Origin of the sequence: Salipaludibacillus neizhouensis, assembly GCF_002886185.1 — a bacterium.
GTDB classification, from domain to species: domain Bacteria; phylum Bacillota; class Bacilli; order Bacillales; family Salisediminibacteriaceae; genus Salipaludibacillus; species Salipaludibacillus neizhouensis.
The window spans coordinates 1594488-1612833 of record NZ_KZ614146.1; the positions used below are offsets into that span (position 1 = coordinate 1594488).

An 18346-nucleotide genomic window follows, 5' to 3' on the forward strand; every position below is an offset into this window, starting at 1 on the left:
CTCTGATTAGCATAGCCTTCCTTCATAGCAATAATGTGTGAAACTCAATACAAGAAGGAGTGATTAGTCAATGGCAAAAATAACATCCATATGTGTATTACTCTTTCTTGTTTTTGTGTTCATAGGGTGTCAAAAAGATAGTATAGATTTCGATGAAAATGATCTCACTCATATTGAGGTAAATGAATGGGTGGATAATAACCACGTCGCAACAATAATCGGTCGAAATTCCATCACCCGACTAGTAAATGAAATAGAAACTACCAGCGCAGATTCACTTGTGAATACCGAGCGTGTGACCCCAGACTGTAAAGTCATATTTAAAAACAACGAAGAAATAATTTATGAAATGAATTACTATACAAATAGCGGGGACGGTTACATAGCATCCTTTTGTGACATTCCAAGGAAGTAGGGGACGGTTCTCTGCTTCTTTTTTGTGCGTTACATTAAAAGAAAGAGTTGTAAAAAACCTATTTCATAGATTTCTAAACTTAAAGTATAAAGCATAAATTTACCTGTTGAGGCAATTACTCAACAGGTTTTTAAAAGTTTTGATAATCGACAAATTTCTCGGGATTATTTATAGGTATAATGGTATAGTGCAAATGTAGACTAAATGAATGATCAGAAACTGGAGGTAAGTTTCCAGATTAGATACCACTTTGTGCCTTATTCACTTATTAATCGTTTTGAAGGAAGTCTCTAAATGATCAGGAGGGTTGTTATGAAAAGTATATTGAAAGACACACGTGAGTACAATAAACTTGCAAGTCTTGATTTTAATAAAATTATAACAGGTGTAATCATTTCGCATGGAATTTGGGCTTGTACTTTTATATATTTAAATATTCCTATATTAGTTTGGAGTTCTATCATTACGATTGCCATACAAGTAATTAACTTCAGGCTTGTTAAGAATCAATACTTCCAACTTTATTTTCTCGCCATTTTCTTACCTACTATAACAGCTGTAATAATAGCGACAATAACGATAGGTTGGGGTGCTGGTTTCCATTATTACATTCTGATATTCCCATTATTTGTTAGCTTTGTATCTAAAGGTTTGATAAAATATTTCATCATATTTTCTAGCACTATCGCGTATATTATCCTCTATTATTTAGTAGCAAAAAACACCGATATTGTTCCATTATATGTGTTTGAAACTTTTCATATTTTGAATTTCATAGGATTACTAGTTTTTACGGTATTTACGACGTCATTATACCAACGCACAAACATCTCTATGCTCCATAAATTACAAGGCATGGCTATGATAGATCCATTAACTGGTATTTATAATAGACGAACCATGTATGTTTTTTTAAATAATGCCGTGAAGGAAAATAGAGCCGGTTATGTATTATTAGTGGATATTGATGATTTTAAAGAAATAAATGATAAATACGGTCATGATTGCGGAGATGCCGCATTAATTTTCTGTTCAGAAATATTTAAGAAAATGATTACAGGTCAAGGAATTGTTGCTCGATGGGGTGGGGAAGAGTTTTTGTTTCTTATTTACAGCGATCGTGAGGAGATTGCAGAACAAATTGCCTATAACATCAAGGAAGCTATGGAACGAGAAGGTGCCTTTAGCTATGAAAAATGCGAAATAACCCTTTCTATTACAGGTGGACTGGCAAAAATAGATGACTCATCAGATATTGAAGAAACAATTAAAGCAGCAGATAAAGCTTTGTATATAGGAAAAAATAGCGGGAAAAACCAAATCGTTATATAGGGACGGTTCTCTGCTTCCTTTCTTAAGAGTTGCGGTAGGATTATTAATTGACTAAACAAAAACGATTGCTCAATGGAGCAATCGTTTTTGTTCATATTTACACCTCTAAATTATTTAAGTATATTTATTATTTCTGATTACTTTTTTGCTCATGTTGATGGATAGCCCAGTATAGTTCTTCATCTGTGTATAGGGACAAATCAATATTTTTCGTGTTTTACCCCTCCTTTGTTCTTTGTAATTACTAGTATAGTCCATGGAATCTAAGAGATGTTGTATAGCGTAAGGTTTTGTAACAGACAATTTTGGAAGCAGAGAACCGTCCCCTGCATTCCTATGTATTAAATAAAGTTGTCTTGTAAACATTAATTACAATGATGTTTGGACAGGGGTGGTTTTAGGATGAATAGGCACAATTTTCCGGCTAAGCAGGGTTTATATGATCCAGAAAATGAACATGAAGCCTGTGGAATTGGAATGGTAGCTAATATCAATGGGGAGAAAAAACATGAAATTATAACGCATGCGATTACTATTCTATGTAATTTGGAGCATAGGGGCGGTCAGTCAGCGGATACAAGTACTGGAGACGGGGCAGGTATACTGACTCAAATTCCTCATGTTTTTTTTGAAAGAGAATGTGATAAATATAATATTATTTTACCTGAAGAAGGTGGATATGGAGTAGGGATGGTATTTTTACCACAAGATCCTGAAATAAGAGCTAAAACTCAGAAACAAATTAGAACGATCGTTGAAGAGGCGGGACAAGTGTTTTTAGGTTGGCGAACAGTTCCTGTAAATGATTCGTTCGTCGGTGATATGGCAAAAAAATCGGAACCATTTATCCGGCAAATGTTTATTGCTCCTTCTGATGAAAAAATGGATCAGGATACATTTGAACGAATATTATATGTGATTCGTAAGCGGTTGGAAAAACAGATGAATGCCTCGGATATTGAACACCAAAAAGGCGTGTATATTTGTAGTTTATCGACAAGAACAATCGTGTATAAAGGCATGTTAATTCCAGAACAACTCGGTTCCTTTTTCATTGATTTAAACAATCGTTATTTCAAATCAGCGCTGGCACTTGTACATTCGCGGTTTAGTACAAATACATTTCCAAGTTGGGAACGATCACACCCGAATAGGATGACAATACATAACGGCGAATTCAACACGATTAAAGGAAATGTCAAGTGGATGCAGGCAAGAGAAGGACAGTGCAAACCGAAAATGTTTCGACCAGATGATTATAAGCACTTATTTCCAGTGATTGATAAAGATGGAAGTGATTCCTCTATGTTTGATAATTGTTTTGAGTTTTTACACCTAACTGGTCGATCACTCGCCCATACGGCGATGATGATGATCCCTGAACCATGGGTGAACGATGACAGAATGGGTGACGAGAAAAAAGCATTTTATGAATACCATAGCTCGTTAATGGAACCTTGGGATGGTCCGGCAGCGATTGTTTTTACAGATGGAAAACAAATAGGCGCATGTTTGGACAGAAATGGACTTAGACCTGGGAGGTACTATGTCACCAAAGATGGCATGATTATCTTAGGCTCTGAAGTAGGTGCGCTAGATGTGTCTGCTGAGGATATTGAATACAAAGAAAGGCTTCATCCAGGGAAAATGCTGCTAGTGGATTTGGAAAAGGGAAAAATTATATCCGATGAAAAAATTAAAAGTCACATCATTTCCGAACATCCTTACAAACATTGGTTAGCAGAAAATCTTGTTCATTTAAACGATTTACCGGAAAACACCCATAATACTGCCGATAGATTTACAGAAGACGATCGAAACAGGCAACAACTTGCCTTCGGATATACGAATGAAGAGTTAAATAAAATACTGAAACCTATGATTACAGATAAAAAAGATCCCATTGGTTCGATGGGCTATGATTCCCCACTAGCTGTATTATCAAAAAAACCACAGATGTTATACAACTATTTTAAACAAATGTTTGCACAAGTTACGAACCCACCGATAGACGCAATTAGAGAAAAAATTATCACTTCTGTAAGAACGACAATTGGACCTGAAAAAGATTTAGTTCGACCAGAACCTGAAAGCTGCAGACAGATTCAAATTGACACGCCAATATTGAAAAATAGCGAGCTGCGAAAACTCTATGACTCAGATTTTCCCAGTGTAACTTTCTCTATCTTATTTCCAGTTAATCAGGAAGAACAAGAGTTTTCAAACAGATTATCGAAGCTTTTTAATGACGTAGACACGGCCATTGAGCAAGGAGCGACACTGCTCGTTTTATCTGATCGAGGGGTAAATGCCGACTATGCAGCCATACCGACATTACTCGCAGCTTCGGGTTTGCACCATCATCTGGTTAGAAAAGGGACGCGTTCACTAGTTAGTATTATAACTGAAACTGCCGATGCAAGAGAAGTTCACCATTTTGCATGTTTACTTGGCTTTGGTGTAGAAGCGATAAACCCATATTTAGCTTATGAATCATTACAAGGTTTAATTGAAAGAGGAGACCTTCGTGATATTTCAATGGATCAAGCGGTGGATGAATACATAAAAGCCGCAACAGATGGGATTGTGAAGGTATTATCTAAAATGGGGATCTCCACCATTCAAAGTTATCGCGGAGCACAAATTTTTGAAGCCATTGGGATAGAGAAAGATGTTATTGACCAATATTTCACAAGAACAGCCTCAAGAATTTGTGGAATCGGTCTGGACATCATTGCTCAAGAAGTATTGATGAGGCACCGTCGTACTTTTGAAGAAAAGAGAGGATCAGAAAATTCTCTAGAACCCGGGGATGATTTCCAATGGCGTGAGGATGGAGAAGATCACCAATATAATCCCAAAACCATCCATCTTCTTCAACAAGCTTGCCAAACGAATAATTATACACTTTTCAAACAATATTCTTCACTTCTGACAGATACTGATTTGAATTTACAAGCTATTCGAGGATTACTATCATTTAAAAAGAGAGAGGCTATTCCATTAGAAGAAGTGGAACCAATAGAAGAAATCTGTAAAAGGTTTAAAACAGGAGCGATGTCGTATGGGTCTATTAGTATTGAAGCCCACGAAGCGCTTGCGATCGCAATGAACCGGATTGGGGGCAAGAGTAACTCAGGAGAAGGTGGAGAAACCGCGGACAGATTTACCCGGGATGAAAATGGGGACTGGAGGAGGAGTGCAATAAAACAAGTTGCTTCAGGACGTTTCGGGGTCACAAGTCATTACCTTGTAAATGCTGCCGAGATTCAAATTAAAGTTGCTCAAGGCGCAAAACCAGGTGAAGGCGGACAACTGCCAGGGATGAAGGTATATCCATGGATTGCTGAAGTGAGAAACTCAACACCAGGAGTAGGATTAATTTCACCGCCTCCTCACCATGATATTTATTCCATCGAAGACCTGGCAGAATTAATTCATAATTTAAAGAATGCTAATCCAGAGGCACGAATAAGTGTCAAACTCGTATCAGAAGTTGGTGTTGGCACGATCGCGGCTGGGGTAGCTAAAGGAAGAGCGGACCTCGTTCTCATAAGTGGATACGATGGCGGAACAGGTGCTGCTCCGAGAACAAGTTTGAAACATACGGGATTACCTTGGGAGCTAGGATTAGCGGAAACACATCAGACCTTGCTTTTGAATCGTTTGAGAGATCGAATTGTGGTAGAAACAGACGGGAAAATGATGACAGGAAGAGACGTTATAGTTGCTGCATTACTCGGCGCTGAGGAATATGGTTTTTCCACTGCACCGTTAGTTGTATTAGGTTGTATTTACATGCGTGTTTGTCACCTAGATACGTGTCCCGTTGGTGTAGCAACGCAAAATCCTGAGCTTAGAAAAAAGTTTCCTGGTAAAGCAGATTATGTCGAAAATTTCATGCGGTTTATTGCAACCGAGGTAAGAGAGTTGATGGCGGAACTCGGATTCAGAAAAATAAATGACATGATTGGAAGAACGGATGTGTTAGAAACAAATCAAGCAATTACACATTGGAAAACAAAAGGAATAGATTTAACGGAGCTGCTCTATCAACCGGAAGTACCGGAGAATGTAAGTCGTTATGCGACCGTTGAACAAGTTCATGGACTTGATAAAACAATGGACAAACAAGAACTTATTCCATTTTGTAAAGAGGCGATTGAAAATCAAGAACCTGTCGAAGGTACTTTTTCGATTCGAAATATCAATCGAGTAACAGGGACACTTTTAGGAAGTGTTATTACGAAGCGATATGGTGCAGAAGGGTTACCCGTGGATACGATACGGTTAACCTTTAAAGGCTCTGCTGGACAAAGCTTCGGAGCCTTTATTCCACCCGGTCTAACATTAAGACTTATTGGAGATGCCAATGACTTTATCGGCAAAGGAATGTCCGGTGGAAAAATAATCGTCCGTCCTTCTAGAAGGAGTACTTTTACCGCAGAGGAAAATATTATTGTTGGAAACGTTGCGTTTTATGGAGCAACTGCTGGAGAAGCTTATATAAATGGCATTGCCGGAGAACGATTTTGTGTCAGAAATAGTGGAGCAAGTGTGGTTGTAGAAGGTGGTGGAGATCATGGTTGTGAATACATGACAGGTGGGAAAGTTGTTGTACTTGGTGAAGTAGGGAAAAACTTTGCGGCGGGCATGTCCGGTGGAGTTGCCTATGTGTTGGATGAATCAAAAGATTTTCGTAACAAATGTAATCAGGAACAAGTTTTACTCGATTCGATTTCGGATGAAGAGGAATTGTCCATGATTTATAAAATGGTGGAGAACCATGTCTATTACACAGAAAGTGATTTCGGTAGCCAAGTAATCAAAAAATGGGCATCAATGAAAAAGAAATTCATTCGCGTGATTCCCGTTGATTATTTAGAGATGCAAAACAGAATCCGACATTTTGAAACAAGCGGATTAGATAAATATAAAGCGGCACTTGCAGCATTTGAAGAAAGTAAAAAAATAGTTAATTCCATAAAGGATGGAGGTTAACAATGGGGAAACCAACTGGTTTTATAGATTTTAAACGGCAATCGCGCCCAGAACGTGATCCAGCTGAGCGGACGAAAGACTGGGAAAGTTACATGTTGCCGTATGAAGAAAAAGAGCTCAAACAACAGGGTGCTCGTTGTATGGACTGTGGCATTCCGACTTGTCACACAGGTACCATGTTAAATGGCATGACTTCTGGTTGTCCTGTGCACCATTTAATACCTGAGTGGAATGATTTAGTTTATCAAGGTCAATGGAAAGAAGCCTTGAAACGGGAACACAGAATGAATAATTTTCCTGAGTTTACTGGTTTGGCGTGTCCAGCTCCTTGCGAAGGTGCCTGTGTTCTCGGGATTAATGAGCCGCCGGTTGCCATTCGGTCAATTGAGTTAGAAATTGTTGAAAGAGGATTCAAGGAGGGTTGGGTGAAGGCGTCGATCCCGGAAACTCGGACAACTAAAAAAGTTGCCGTTATTGGTTCCGGACCTGCAGGATTAGCTTGTGCTGCTCAGTTAAATAAAGCTGGACATCACGTAAAGGTGTTTGAAAAGAGTGACCGTGTCGGTGGACTTTTAACCTATGGGATACCTGAAATGAAACTTCCTTATTCGGTTGTTGAACGCAGAGTGAACCTTTTGAAGGAAGAAGGAATTAGCTTTGTAACAAATACGGAAGTCGGAAAGGATTTTTCAGTTTCAGCCCTTCAAACGGAATTTGATGCCGTCGTTCTTTGCGGAGGTGCGACAAAGCACCGGGATTTGGAAGTAGAGGGAAGAGAGCTTAAGGGCATCCATTATGCGATGGATTTTCTGCACGCAAATACGAAAAGTTTATTGGATTCTAATTTTGAAAACAATGATTATATTTCTGCAAAAGATAAAGATGTCATTGTTATCGGTGGTGGCGATACAGGAACAGACTGTTTAGCTACCTCCGTAAGACATGATTGCAAAAGTTTAACGCAATTTGACATTTATGAAAAAAAAGGAGATGTACGTGAGGATGATAATCCTTGGCCCCAGTGGCCTGTTATTCACCGAGTCGAATATGGACATAAGGAAGCAGCGGCTGTTTTAGGTGAAGATCCTCGAGCGTATGCTGTCATGACAACAAAGTTTGTTGGTGATGACAATGGTCACGTAAAAGAAGTCCATACGATAAGTGTGGAAACAACCATTGATGAGAATGGGGAAAAAGTTCGTAAAGAAATACCAGGCTCTGAAAAAGTATGGCCTGCTCAGTTAGTATTGTTGGCGATCGGATTTAGTGGGCCGAAACAAGAACTGATAAAGGAACTTTCTCTTGAAACAGATGAACGATCGAATGTTAAGGCAGAATACGGGAAATATGAAACAAATGTAAAAGGTGTTTTTGCAGCAGGAGATATGCGGAGAGGTCAAAGTTTAATCGTGTGGGCCATTAATGAAGGCCGAGAAGCCGCAAGAGAATGCGACAGATACCTAATGGGCGACACAAGATTACCATGAAGCGGGGGGATGCAAGGGACGGTTCTCTGCTTCATACTATAACTACTAGTGGCTATGACTTTGCTTTTTCATTATAGCTTAATCAATTTTAATCTAATGAAAGAGACAAGAAACGATTGCCCTTTAGAGCAATCGTTTCTTGTCTTATGTTCAGAGATAAGAATTCAAATAATCGCAGCTACCTTCACACCGCACGTATCAAGGGAAACCCACCCTTCCTTTCGAGTAGCACCTACACGCACTACGTAGGTGCTACTCGGGGCGGTGGAAGCTAACACTGTATTTAACAAAAGACGCTTTGCGTTTTTCTTAGTATTATTTTACTGCAAGTTTAGTATGTTTACTTTTACTTTTTTGCTCATGTTGATGAATAGCCCAATACAACTCTTCATCAGTATAGAGGGACAATTTAATATTCTTCATATGTTATCCCTCCTTTGTTCTTTGTAATTACAAGTATAGACCAAGTAATTTAAGGGATGTTGTTTTGCGTAAGATTTCATAACAGAGAAATTTGGATATGAGCAGGACGATAATCTGCATTTCTGGTATAAGCTTGGTTTATATCTTACGAAAAACTGCTTGATTTCCCTGAGTGATTCGCGAGTAATTGAACTAATTACAGCATAGCGGGGCTCGCTTGGATCATTCTTCAAACAAGAAGCAGAGAACCGTCCCTTGTTATTACATACTTTTACAATTTCAATCAATCTTACATCATAATTTGCCGATATCACTAGTATTTTGAAGATATTCAGAGATATTTTATGATTATTTTTGAGGATTTTCATCTTTTTGGTCTATTGAAGCCTAGTTACAGTTTTACGCTCCGGAACGATATGTTAAGATTAGCATCAAGTTCAATATAGAGAGGGGAATATCAATGAATAAAAAACACCTATTAAGTTTATCACTTGCAGGATTAGTTGCTGTGAGTGTTGCATGTAGTAACGATGAAGAGACAAATCAAGGTGGAAATGAAGGAAACGCAACACAAGAAGAAACAACAAATAATGAAGCTACAGAATCGCAGGAGGAAGAGCCCGCTGAAAATAACGAAACAGCTGTAGAGGATGAGGAAGCCTCAGAACAAATGGAAATGCCTGAACCTGACTTAGAAGGCGTTCCAGATATCGTGGCCGAAGTAAACGGAGAAGAAATACCTAAAGAAGAATTCGAAGTTACTTACGAAGGGCAATTTCAACAAGCCGCTATGCAATCACAAATGACAGGCGAAGAGGTTGACCAAGATCAATTAAAGCAACAGATTGTAGAGAGTATGATTGGTACGGAGCTTCTCATACAGGCTGCGGAAAACGGTGATTTTGAAGCTTCAGAAGAAGACATTCAGGAAACATTGAATCAAATAGCTGCACAAAACGGCATGGAATCAGGAGATGAATTTATTGCAGCTATAGAAGAACAGGGTACTGATGAAGAAGAAGTCATGTCTCAGTTAGAAGTGCAAGTTAAAATTGATCAACTGATTGCGAGCGAGACAGGGGAAATAAACCCGACGGATGAAGAGTTACAAGAATTCTATGATCAGATGATCGCACAACAAGGAGAAGTAGAAGGAGAGAATGGGGAAGAGGCAGAAGTCCCTTCTTTCGAAGAAGTAAAACCACAAGTTGAAGAACAAGTTAGAAGTCAAAAAGAAGCAGAAGCAGCACAATTACTTGTAGAAAAACTGCGTGAAGATGCAGATGTCACAATTAACTTATAAAAATATGTAAGACGACTTAATATTCATTAGGTTCTGTTTTTCTTAAATATAATAAAATAGTGAGGCAGCTAAATCAGATTGATTATAGCTGTCTTTTTGCTTTGTAAATACCTGAGGGACAGACTACTCTTAAAATAATACATTCTTCTTAGTAGTAACTTTTATCTTAAATAAAGAAGTTCATTTACTACATACAGCTGATAAATGTTGAATTATTTTAGTCGACAACGCTTTAAAAACATTTATAATTGAATGAGAAGCTTCATTAATATTTGATTCACAATTATTGCCAAATTTATGAAGCTCCAAAACATAGATTAGAACACCATAGGACGGAGAGAGAAGTTCGTGAAAAAGTTTATTAGTATCATAAGTAGTTTGATAGTTTTAGTAATCATTGCACTCATGATAGGGGGAGATTATTTTTATCGTGAAGCAGTAAAACGGGGAACAGAGGTCGAATTGCACCGCGAGGAAGACGCAATCCCTGCAATGGTAAATGAGAAAAACGAAGATATGATTAACGAAGCAGCTACTTGGTATGAAGAACAGAATTTTGAAAAAAGAACAATAACTACCTATGATGATCTTATATTAGAAGCGGATTTTCTAAAGAACGAAGAATCAACTGGTAAAGCCGTGATCCTTGCTCATGGTTTTAGAAGTCAACGAGCAGATATGAGTGATTTTGTTCAATTTTATCATGAGCAAGGTTTCGATATTTTGATCCCAGATTCCCGAGGTCATGGGGAGAGCGAAGGGGATTATATTGGTTTTGGTTGGCATGATCGCCTAGATTATCAGAAATGGATTAAAGAACTTATCGATGAAGAAAACAGTAGCGATATTTTCCTTCATGGTGTTTCCATGGGTGCTGGAACCGTGTTAATGACAAGCGGAGAAGATCTTCCTAATGAAGTAAAAGGCGTTATCGCCGACAGTGGATATACATCAGCAGAAGATATTTTAACGTATCAACTGCAACAAATCTATCAATTGCCTGCGTTTCCAATCATCCAGATCACCAGTGGTTTAACAAACGTTCGAGCCGGCTTTAGTTTTGGTGAAGCATCTGCAGTAGCCCAAGCTGCAAAAAATACGAGACCACTTTTTATTATTCATGGGGAAGCTGACGAACTCGTTCCAACTGCAATGGCTGATGAAATATATGAAGCTGCTGGTGGGGATAAAACGTTATGGACTGTTCCGGGAGCAGGCCATGTTAAATCTTATACAGTGGAAACGGTAGAATACCAAGACCGTTTGATGAAATTTTTTGAAGAAAGTATGAAAAACAATTGATTTAGAGAGAGTTTTTCCTAAAAAAATTTTGTTGCATTAGTGCATGGGATATCTAAAAGTGAAATAGAGAAAAGATTATGTGCTTCGAGCTGCTAACACAGCTCTTTTTTTTGAATCAAAGTCCAATTAACTGGAAAATGATGATAAAATATATTTAATCGATGTTGACCATAAAGACCTTAACAGCCCAGAATCCAATTTTTATTTATAGTTACAATACATGAACCAATTTCATAATACAATTTTTCAACTTTTTCAACGAACGTTTGAATAAATACTGATATCAATATTCGTGAAAAAACGAATGATTGAAGTGCAAGACGGCGAATCCTGTGGGATCAGCGAAGTCTGAAAATCCATTCAGACGGAGATTTTCGGAGGAGGAATTAGTTGAAGACGAGCCCCACGGAAAGCGTCCGTCTGAAATGGAGATCATTTAGAACGTTCGGAAATCAATATACAACGATGACTTATGAAATTCATTCACATATGAATTTATTTAAATAATTCGGTTTTTAAACTTCACAGTTAATATCAATCGTTTAGGAGGCTTATATGAATTTTATTTTAATATTTGGACCACAAGCAGTTGGTAAGATGACAGTTGGACAGGAAGTAGAAAAACTGACGGAATTAAAGCTTTTTCATAACCATATGACGATTGATATGCTTTATCCTTTATTTGGATTTGGTCCGGAGACATGGAGGTTATCAACATTATTTAGACAAGAGATATTTAAAGAAGTCGCTTCAAGCAACATGGCAGGATTGATTTTTACATTTGTATGGGCATTTGATGAGAAAGAAGACTGGGATTTTGTGAATAGTATTTGCGATATTTTTGAGTCCAAAGAAGGTAGTGTATATTTTGTCGAACTTGAGGCGGATATAGAAGAGAGACTCGTGCGTAATAAAAGTCACCATAGACTCGAGCATAAGCCTACCAAACGAGATATTGAGCAGTCTGAATATAATTTAAAAATTACAATGGAGAACCATAGACTAAACTCTATGGAAGGAGAAATTACACGAGAAAACTATATTAAAATTAACAATACACATTTAAGCCCTGAAGATGTTGCTTCTATTATTACAGATAGGTTTCAAATTTAGTTGTCGTACTATGAAAATTCTGAGCATTTGAAGAAAACCAAAAACTATTGGAGGAAGAATGTATGTGGATTTTATTAACTCTTATTATTATAGGAGTGGGCACAATTATTGGACAATTAAAAGAACAAACGAATCAAAATGAAAGAATAATAGAGCTTCTAAAAGAATGTAATAAAAACAATTAAATACTTGGATATAATGCATGTTTTCATACAGAACTGTGGATCGAAATAAATACAAATCTAAGAAACTTACTTTAACTAATATTCAGATTTGTCGAAGTTTTTCACTCGAATTTTTTAGAATAAAACCCCTATTAAATATACAAAAGATATCAATAATTGTTGCATAAAAATTGTATATATTTTATAAATTGGTATCTTTACCATTTTTCTTTTTGTATATAATGCACTTTATTGTAAATTATATGGAAGTGAGCAAAATATGATTAAGTGGGGAGAATGAGTGCGGAAAATTTTCACCCAACAAATGAAGAACGTCGTTTAAAATTAATCATGCAATTGTTTATACATTTACAGGGAATTTTAGATTGGCAAAAGAAGTCATTGATCCGGATGCTTTTGTATATACCTGTTTGCTCAGTGAAAGCCTAGCTATTAAAACAGTCATTTAGAAAATCGTTTTAGAGAAAAAAGGAAAATTGACTATTTAAGATGGTATACCTTTGCTTTGTGACATTCAAAGGAGTTTGTCTCTTGTGAATGTTACTATTCAAACTATTTAGTAACATTCGATCTTTAATTTAGGGTAGATTTGTTACTAAACACCCTGATCTATTCTATTCAACATTAACTTATCACATCCATTGTAATAAGAATTCAATCATATCAAAACTGGTTAATGTTTACATTATTTTGCGGAAATTTAAAATATAAGTGTAATTATCTGAAGCCGAGTTTAAACTTTTAGAATTCATTTAATAAAGGAGAGGTTTCTGTGAAATTAGAAAACAAAGTAGCTGTCATTACGGGAGGAGCATCAGGAATTGGTGCTGCTACAGCAAGACTATTTGTTGAAGAGGGTGCAAAAGTAGTACTTGTTGATTTAAATGAAGAAAAAGGAAAATCTTTCGAAGCTGAATTAAAAGAGCAAAATGTCGAAGCGATTTTTCTAAAAGCAAACATCACTATTGAGGAAGAAGTACAAGAAGTTTTCAAAAAGACTATGGATAGATTCGGAAAAGTAGATGTCGTATTTAATAATGCAGGGATAGGAAAAGTGACACCAACAGATGAGCTTTCCTATGATGAATGGCGTAACACAGTTAATGTGGATTTAGATGGGGTATTTTTAGTCGCTCGTGAGGCAATCCGTGAAATGTTAAAGTCAGGAGGAGGATCTATCATAAACACCGCTTCCATGTATGGGTGGGTCGGATCACCGGGATCGGCAGCATATAATGCAGCAAAAGGTGGGGTTCTCAACTTAACACGCTCGCTTGCATTAGAATATGCTACCAAAAATATCAGGGTAAATTCTTTAGCTCCAGGTTTTATTGACACACCAATAATTCCTGAAGAAAGCAAACAGGAACTTGCTTCTATTACCCCAATGAAACGTCTTGGCAAATCAGACGAAATGGCAAAAGCTGTGTTATTCATGGCTTCGGATGATTCATCTTATATGACAGGAAATTCATTGACAATTGATGGTGGATATACAGCTCAATAATAAAGAATTTGTCTATGAAAACTAGAGAATATATATTGTTTAAAAGTGAATTTCATCTAAAAAGGGTAACTTTCTTTTCTTCTGGAGATCATAAGACAATCACGAATAGACAGGAGTGGGATATATGAAAGACAATGAGCAAAAGGTACAACAATCAGTGTCCGATACTAACCAAATTCCAGATACGAAAGAAGCTACTCAAGAGCATGACAGTAATACGAATAACAATAAAAATGAACAGATTCAATCTGAAAAAATGAGATACAAACATGCTGACGAAATCTATGAATAAGAAATGAGGGGTGTCGTTTAAAAAGTCATTAAGACTTTTTACGACACCCCTTATTGTATATTCTTATTTGTGAAAATTCGTACCATCTGTTGTTGCTTCAATGACGCCGGCACGAATGACAAAGTCACCGAAATGCTCAGCATCGTTTCTTTCTTTTGCATAGCGGGAGAGGAGGGTGTTCAGTTCACTAAGAATTTCTTTTTCTCCAATGTTTTCCCGATACATTTTATTTAATCTACTACCATCAAATGCAGCGCCTAAATACATATTGTATTTACCTGGGGCTTTACCAATAAAGGCAATCTCTCCAAGAGATGGGCGTGCGCAACTGTTTGGACAGCCTGTCATACGAATAGTAATTTCTTTGTCTCGTAGTCCATTCTCATCAATGATTTCATCAATTTTACCGATGAGTTCCGGCAGATAACGCTCTGCTTCTGCCATTGCAAGACCACAGGTTGGCATCGCGACACAGGCCATAGAACTTCGTCGAATCGCTGAAAAATATTTGCCGTCTGTTAGACCATATTGATCAATTAATTCATTGATTTTCTTCTTTTTTGCGGAAGTAACATTTGCAATAATTAAATTCTGATTGGCGGTTAAGCGGATGTCACCTGTATGAATAGAGGCAATTTCACGCAATCCCGTCATCAGTTTATACCCGTCCGTATCGGCAATGCGACCACCTTCTACAAAAAGGGTATAATGCCATTTACCTTTGACACCTTTTTGCCAACCGTAACGGTCTCCGTTATCGTCAAAATGGAACCGCTTGGCTTCTGCCAAACTCCAACCCAACCGATTTTCAAGTTCTTCTCTCACTGCATCTAGTCCAAGACGATCAATTGTATACTTGAATCTAGCGTATTTTCGAACAGAACGGTTCCCGTAGTCGCGTTGAATTGTGATAATCTTTTCTGCCAGATCAATAATTTGCTCGGGCTTACAAAAACCGATCAACTTTCCAACTTGAGGATATGTTTTATCGTCCCCGTGAGTCATACCTAGTCCGCCGCCGATAGTTACGTTAAATCCGATCAGTTGACCTTCTTCAACAACAGCAATGAGTCCAAGATCTTGAGAAAAGACGTCAATATCGTTAGACGGGGGTACGGCAATACCAATTTTAAACTTACGCGGTAAGTAAAGTGGTCCATACATTGGTTCTGGATCTTCGACTTCTGGTGTTCCTGCTACTTTTTCTTCATCCAACCAGATTTCGTGATACGCCCTTGTTTTTGGAAGTAATTCATCACTTAGCTTCTTTGACCATTCATATACTTCACCATGTACATCAGACTGATAGGGGTTCGGATTACACATCACGTTACGGTTAACGTCACCACAGGCAGCAATGGTATCTAAAAGAGAATTGTTGATTTCTTGAATAGTATTTTTCATATTCCATTTTAGAATCCCGTGCATTTGAAACGTCTGACGTGTTGTTAGTTTTAATGTTCCATTCCCATGTTTATGTGCAAGCTCATCCATAACGAGCCATTGTTTTGCTGTTGAGACGCCGCCAGGCATTCTTACGCGAAGCATGAATTGAAAGGCTGGCTCAAGCTTTTGTTTTTGACGCTCGATTCTCTGGTCACGATCGTCCTGTAAATAGCTTCCATGATGCTTCATTAAGCGATTATCATCGTCAGAAATCCCAGAACTGATCCGCTCTAGCATCGATTCTTTTAATGTGCCACGTAATAAATTACTTTCTTGTTTTATGCGTTCCACGTCACTTGGTGGACCCTCAGGTGCTTTTAAATTATGATTAACCATTTTAAATGAACTCCTTTCAATCCCAAATCAATATACATCTCGCTGATATCGTTTTTGTTGTTGCATATCCGCTAAATACGCTTCTGCTTGTTCACGGTTCATGTTACCCTCTTTTTCAATCATTTCAATAAGAGTGTTTTGAACATCATGAGCCATGTTTTTCTCATCACCACATACATAGAGGACAGCCCCCTGTTGCAGCCATTCAAATAATTCTTTGCTATGCTCCTTAAGTCTATGCTGCACATAAACTTTCTTCTCTGTATCACGAGAGAAGGCAACATCCATTTTCGTAAGAACCCCATCCTTCAACCATTTCTGCCATTCAATCTGGTAAAGGAAATCGCTCATGAAGTATTGCTCACCGAAAAATAACCATGATTTTCCTTCCGCCTCGATTTCTTCCCGTTCTTGCATGAAAGAGCGGAATGGAGCGATCCCTGTGCCAGGTCCAACCATAATGATCGGAGTCTCAGGATTTTCGGGTAACTTAAAGTTTTCGTTATGTTGAATATAAACCGGAAGCGTATCTCCTGGCTCTAATCGTTCAGAGCAAAGAATGGAACATACGCCATTCCGTTGGCGTCCAAACGATTCATATCGGACAGACCCGATTGTTAAGTGTACTTCTTCCGGGTTTGCGTTCAAACTACTTGAAATCGAGTAAAGACGAGAAGGCATTTTTCTGAGAATAGAGACAAACTCTTGCACCGTTGAGTTCCACGGACCATAATCGCTCACTAAGTCTAGTAAATCCCGACCAAGAATATATTCTTTAACTTGGTCTTCTTTTCCAGGTGATAAAAGGTCTTGCAAAGATTCATTTTCAGAAAGCTTAGCAGCTTTTTCGAGAAAAGGTTTTGATAAAACAGTAATCTCAAAATGAGAAATCAGTGCATCCTTTAATGGTAAAGACTCGCCTTTTTTATTCACTACTACTTGTTCTTCAGCGTTCCATTTCATTTCGTTTATAAGCATATCTACAAGTGCAGGATCATTTTCCGGATATACACCAAGACTGTCACCTGGTTTAAATTCCAATCCAGAACCTTCTAATGAAAGCTCAAGATGGCGAGTTTCTTTATTAGAACCCCGACCGTTCAAATTAATGTTTTCCAATACTTCTGCGTGAAAAGGATTTGTTCTAGAATAGATGGTATCTGTTGACTCAGCAGTTGTGTCTTGAGCAGGGGCAGTGGTGCTACTTTCTTGAGCCTCACTCAATCCGTTAATGACACCCGTCAACCATTCCTCCGCAGGTTCATCAAAGTCTAAGTCACAATCAACTCTAGGGTGTAAACGTGTAGCTCCAAGTTCTTCTAATCGCTGATCAAAATCGGCTCCTGTTTTACAGAAAAACTCGTAAGAAGTGTCTCCAAGTGCCAAGACAGAAAAACGAAGATCGTCAAGTTTCGGAGCACGTTTGCCGAGCATGAACTCGTGGAAGGTTATTGCATTGTCCGGTGGATCACCTTCCCCGTGCGTACTTACTACAATAAGCAGATTCGACACCTTTTTTAGTTGTTTTGGTTTGAAATCACTCATTGACGAAACTGTTACATCAAATCCACGGGACGATAATTTTTTACCCGCATCTTCTGATAATCCCTGAGCATTCCCAGTTTGAGAACCATAGAGGATCGTGACATCTTTTGATACAGGCTGTGCAGATTGTTCAACTGGACTTTCTTTTAAATCCTCTCCAGCAACAGAAGCAGAAGCTGCCGTTTGGGACGCAGACAGATACCCGTTAAGCCATAGCTTTTGCGATTCTGTTAACGTAGGCAGAAGACGATTAAGTAGCTCTGCTTGTTCTTGATTAAATGGACTGTTCGTTTCTAGAAATTGCAACAATATTCACCTCACAAAGAATATAAACTATCTTTTAAAAATTAACCTTACTTACTAAACTTCCATTTCATTTTAAAAAATCAATCTTCAGAATTCATATAAAAAAGACTAATTCTATTATAGCTTTATTATTCCTATAAATTCAATCGGTTTTATTGGGATATTCAAAAAATAGTGAATTTTCATCAGTTATTGACTAAAAAATTAGTTAAAAACAATTATTTATTTAAAAAACGACACTATTAGATAATAAATAACTTCTTAGATTTAGTAAATGGTCAAATCACTCGAATACTCGGAGATGATAAAAAGGAGAAATTGTGATTATAAATGAGAAATTTGGATGGGCAACA

The 18346-nt window shown here is 37.7% G+C and carries 13 protein-coding genes; 11 read left to right on the forward strand and 2 right to left on the reverse strand.

Annotated features, from left to right (window positions below):
• Positions 1 to 70: 70 nt before the first annotated feature.
• The 11 genes from CEF18_RS07620 to CEF18_RS25820 all read left to right on the forward strand — a co-directional run bounded on the left by CEF18_RS07620 (position 71) and on the right by CEF18_RS25820 (position 14360).
• Complete coding sequence (locus CEF18_RS07620; RefSeq protein ID WP_110935911.1) at positions 71 to 415, forward strand: hypothetical protein; 345 nt, start codon at positions 71 to 73, stop codon at positions 413 to 415.
• A 312-nt stretch (positions 416 to 727) separates the two neighbouring features.
• Positions 728 to 1747 (forward strand): GGDEF domain-containing protein, encoded by a 1020-nt coding sequence (locus tag CEF18_RS07625; protein ID WP_183041121.1) that lies wholly within the window; start codon positions 728 to 730, stop codon positions 1745 to 1747.
• A gap of 402 nt (positions 1748 to 2149) precedes the next feature.
• On the forward strand, positions 2150 to 6748 hold the full coding sequence (gene gltB, locus CEF18_RS07630; RefSeq protein ID WP_110935913.1) for a glutamate synthase large subunit: 4599 nt from the start codon (positions 2150 to 2152) through the stop codon (positions 6746 to 6748).
• Positions 6749 to 6750: 2 nt separating this feature from the next.
• Positions 6751 to 8235, forward strand: a complete 1485-nt coding sequence (locus tag CEF18_RS07635; protein WP_110935914.1) for a glutamate synthase subunit beta — start codon at positions 6751 to 6753, stop codon at positions 8233 to 8235.
• An 883-nt stretch (positions 8236 to 9118) separates the two neighbouring features.
• Positions 9119 to 9961, forward strand: coding sequence for a SurA N-terminal domain-containing protein (locus tag CEF18_RS07640; RefSeq protein ID WP_110935915.1), 843 nt, complete (start codon positions 9119 to 9121; stop codon positions 9959 to 9961).
• Positions 9962 to 10309: 348 nt separating this feature from the next.
• A complete protein-coding gene (locus CEF18_RS07645; protein ID WP_223292267.1) occupies positions 10310 to 11263 on the forward strand; it encodes an alpha/beta hydrolase in 954 nt (317 codons plus the stop codon).
• Between the two features lie 555 nt (positions 11264 to 11818).
• A complete protein-coding gene (locus tag CEF18_RS07650; RefSeq protein WP_110935916.1) occupies positions 11819 to 12376 on the forward strand; it encodes a DEAD/DEAH box helicase family protein in 558 nt (185 codons plus the stop codon).
• 62 nt (positions 12377 to 12438) lie between these two features.
• Positions 12439 to 12561 carry a hypothetical protein gene (locus CEF18_RS26815; protein WP_259457936.1) on the forward strand — a complete coding sequence of 41 codons (123 nt, stop codon included), beginning with the start codon at positions 12439 to 12441 and terminating at the stop codon, positions 12559 to 12561.
• 276 nt (positions 12562 to 12837) lie between these two features.
• Positions 12838 to 12990, forward strand: coding sequence for a hypothetical protein (locus CEF18_RS25815; protein WP_183041122.1), 153 nt, complete (start codon positions 12838 to 12840; stop codon positions 12988 to 12990).
• Between the two features lie 343 nt (positions 12991 to 13333).
• A complete protein-coding gene (locus tag CEF18_RS07655; protein WP_110935917.1) occupies positions 13334 to 14068 on the forward strand; it encodes an SDR family NAD(P)-dependent oxidoreductase in 735 nt (244 codons plus the stop codon).
• Positions 14069 to 14192: 124 nt separating this feature from the next.
• Positions 14193 to 14360, forward strand: a complete 168-nt coding sequence (locus tag CEF18_RS25820) for a hypothetical protein (RefSeq protein ID WP_183041123.1) — start codon at positions 14193 to 14195, stop codon at positions 14358 to 14360.
• Positions 14361 to 14423: 63 nt separating this feature from the next.
• On the opposite strand, the gene cysI is transcribed toward CEF18_RS25820, so the two are convergent.
• Together cysI and CEF18_RS07665 are read right to left on the reverse strand one after the other, a co-directional pair.
• Positions 14424 to 16142: an assimilatory sulfite reductase (NADPH) hemoprotein subunit gene (gene cysI / locus CEF18_RS07660; protein WP_110935918.1), complete on the reverse strand. Its 1719-nt coding sequence runs from the start codon at positions 16140 to 16142 to the stop codon at positions 14424 to 14426.
• 27 nt (positions 16143 to 16169) lie between these two features.
• On the reverse strand, positions 16170 to 17993 hold the full coding sequence (locus CEF18_RS07665; protein ID WP_110935919.1) for an assimilatory sulfite reductase (NADPH) flavoprotein subunit: 1824 nt from the start codon (positions 17991 to 17993) through the stop codon (positions 16170 to 16172).
• Positions 17994 to 18346 lie beyond the last annotated feature (353 nt).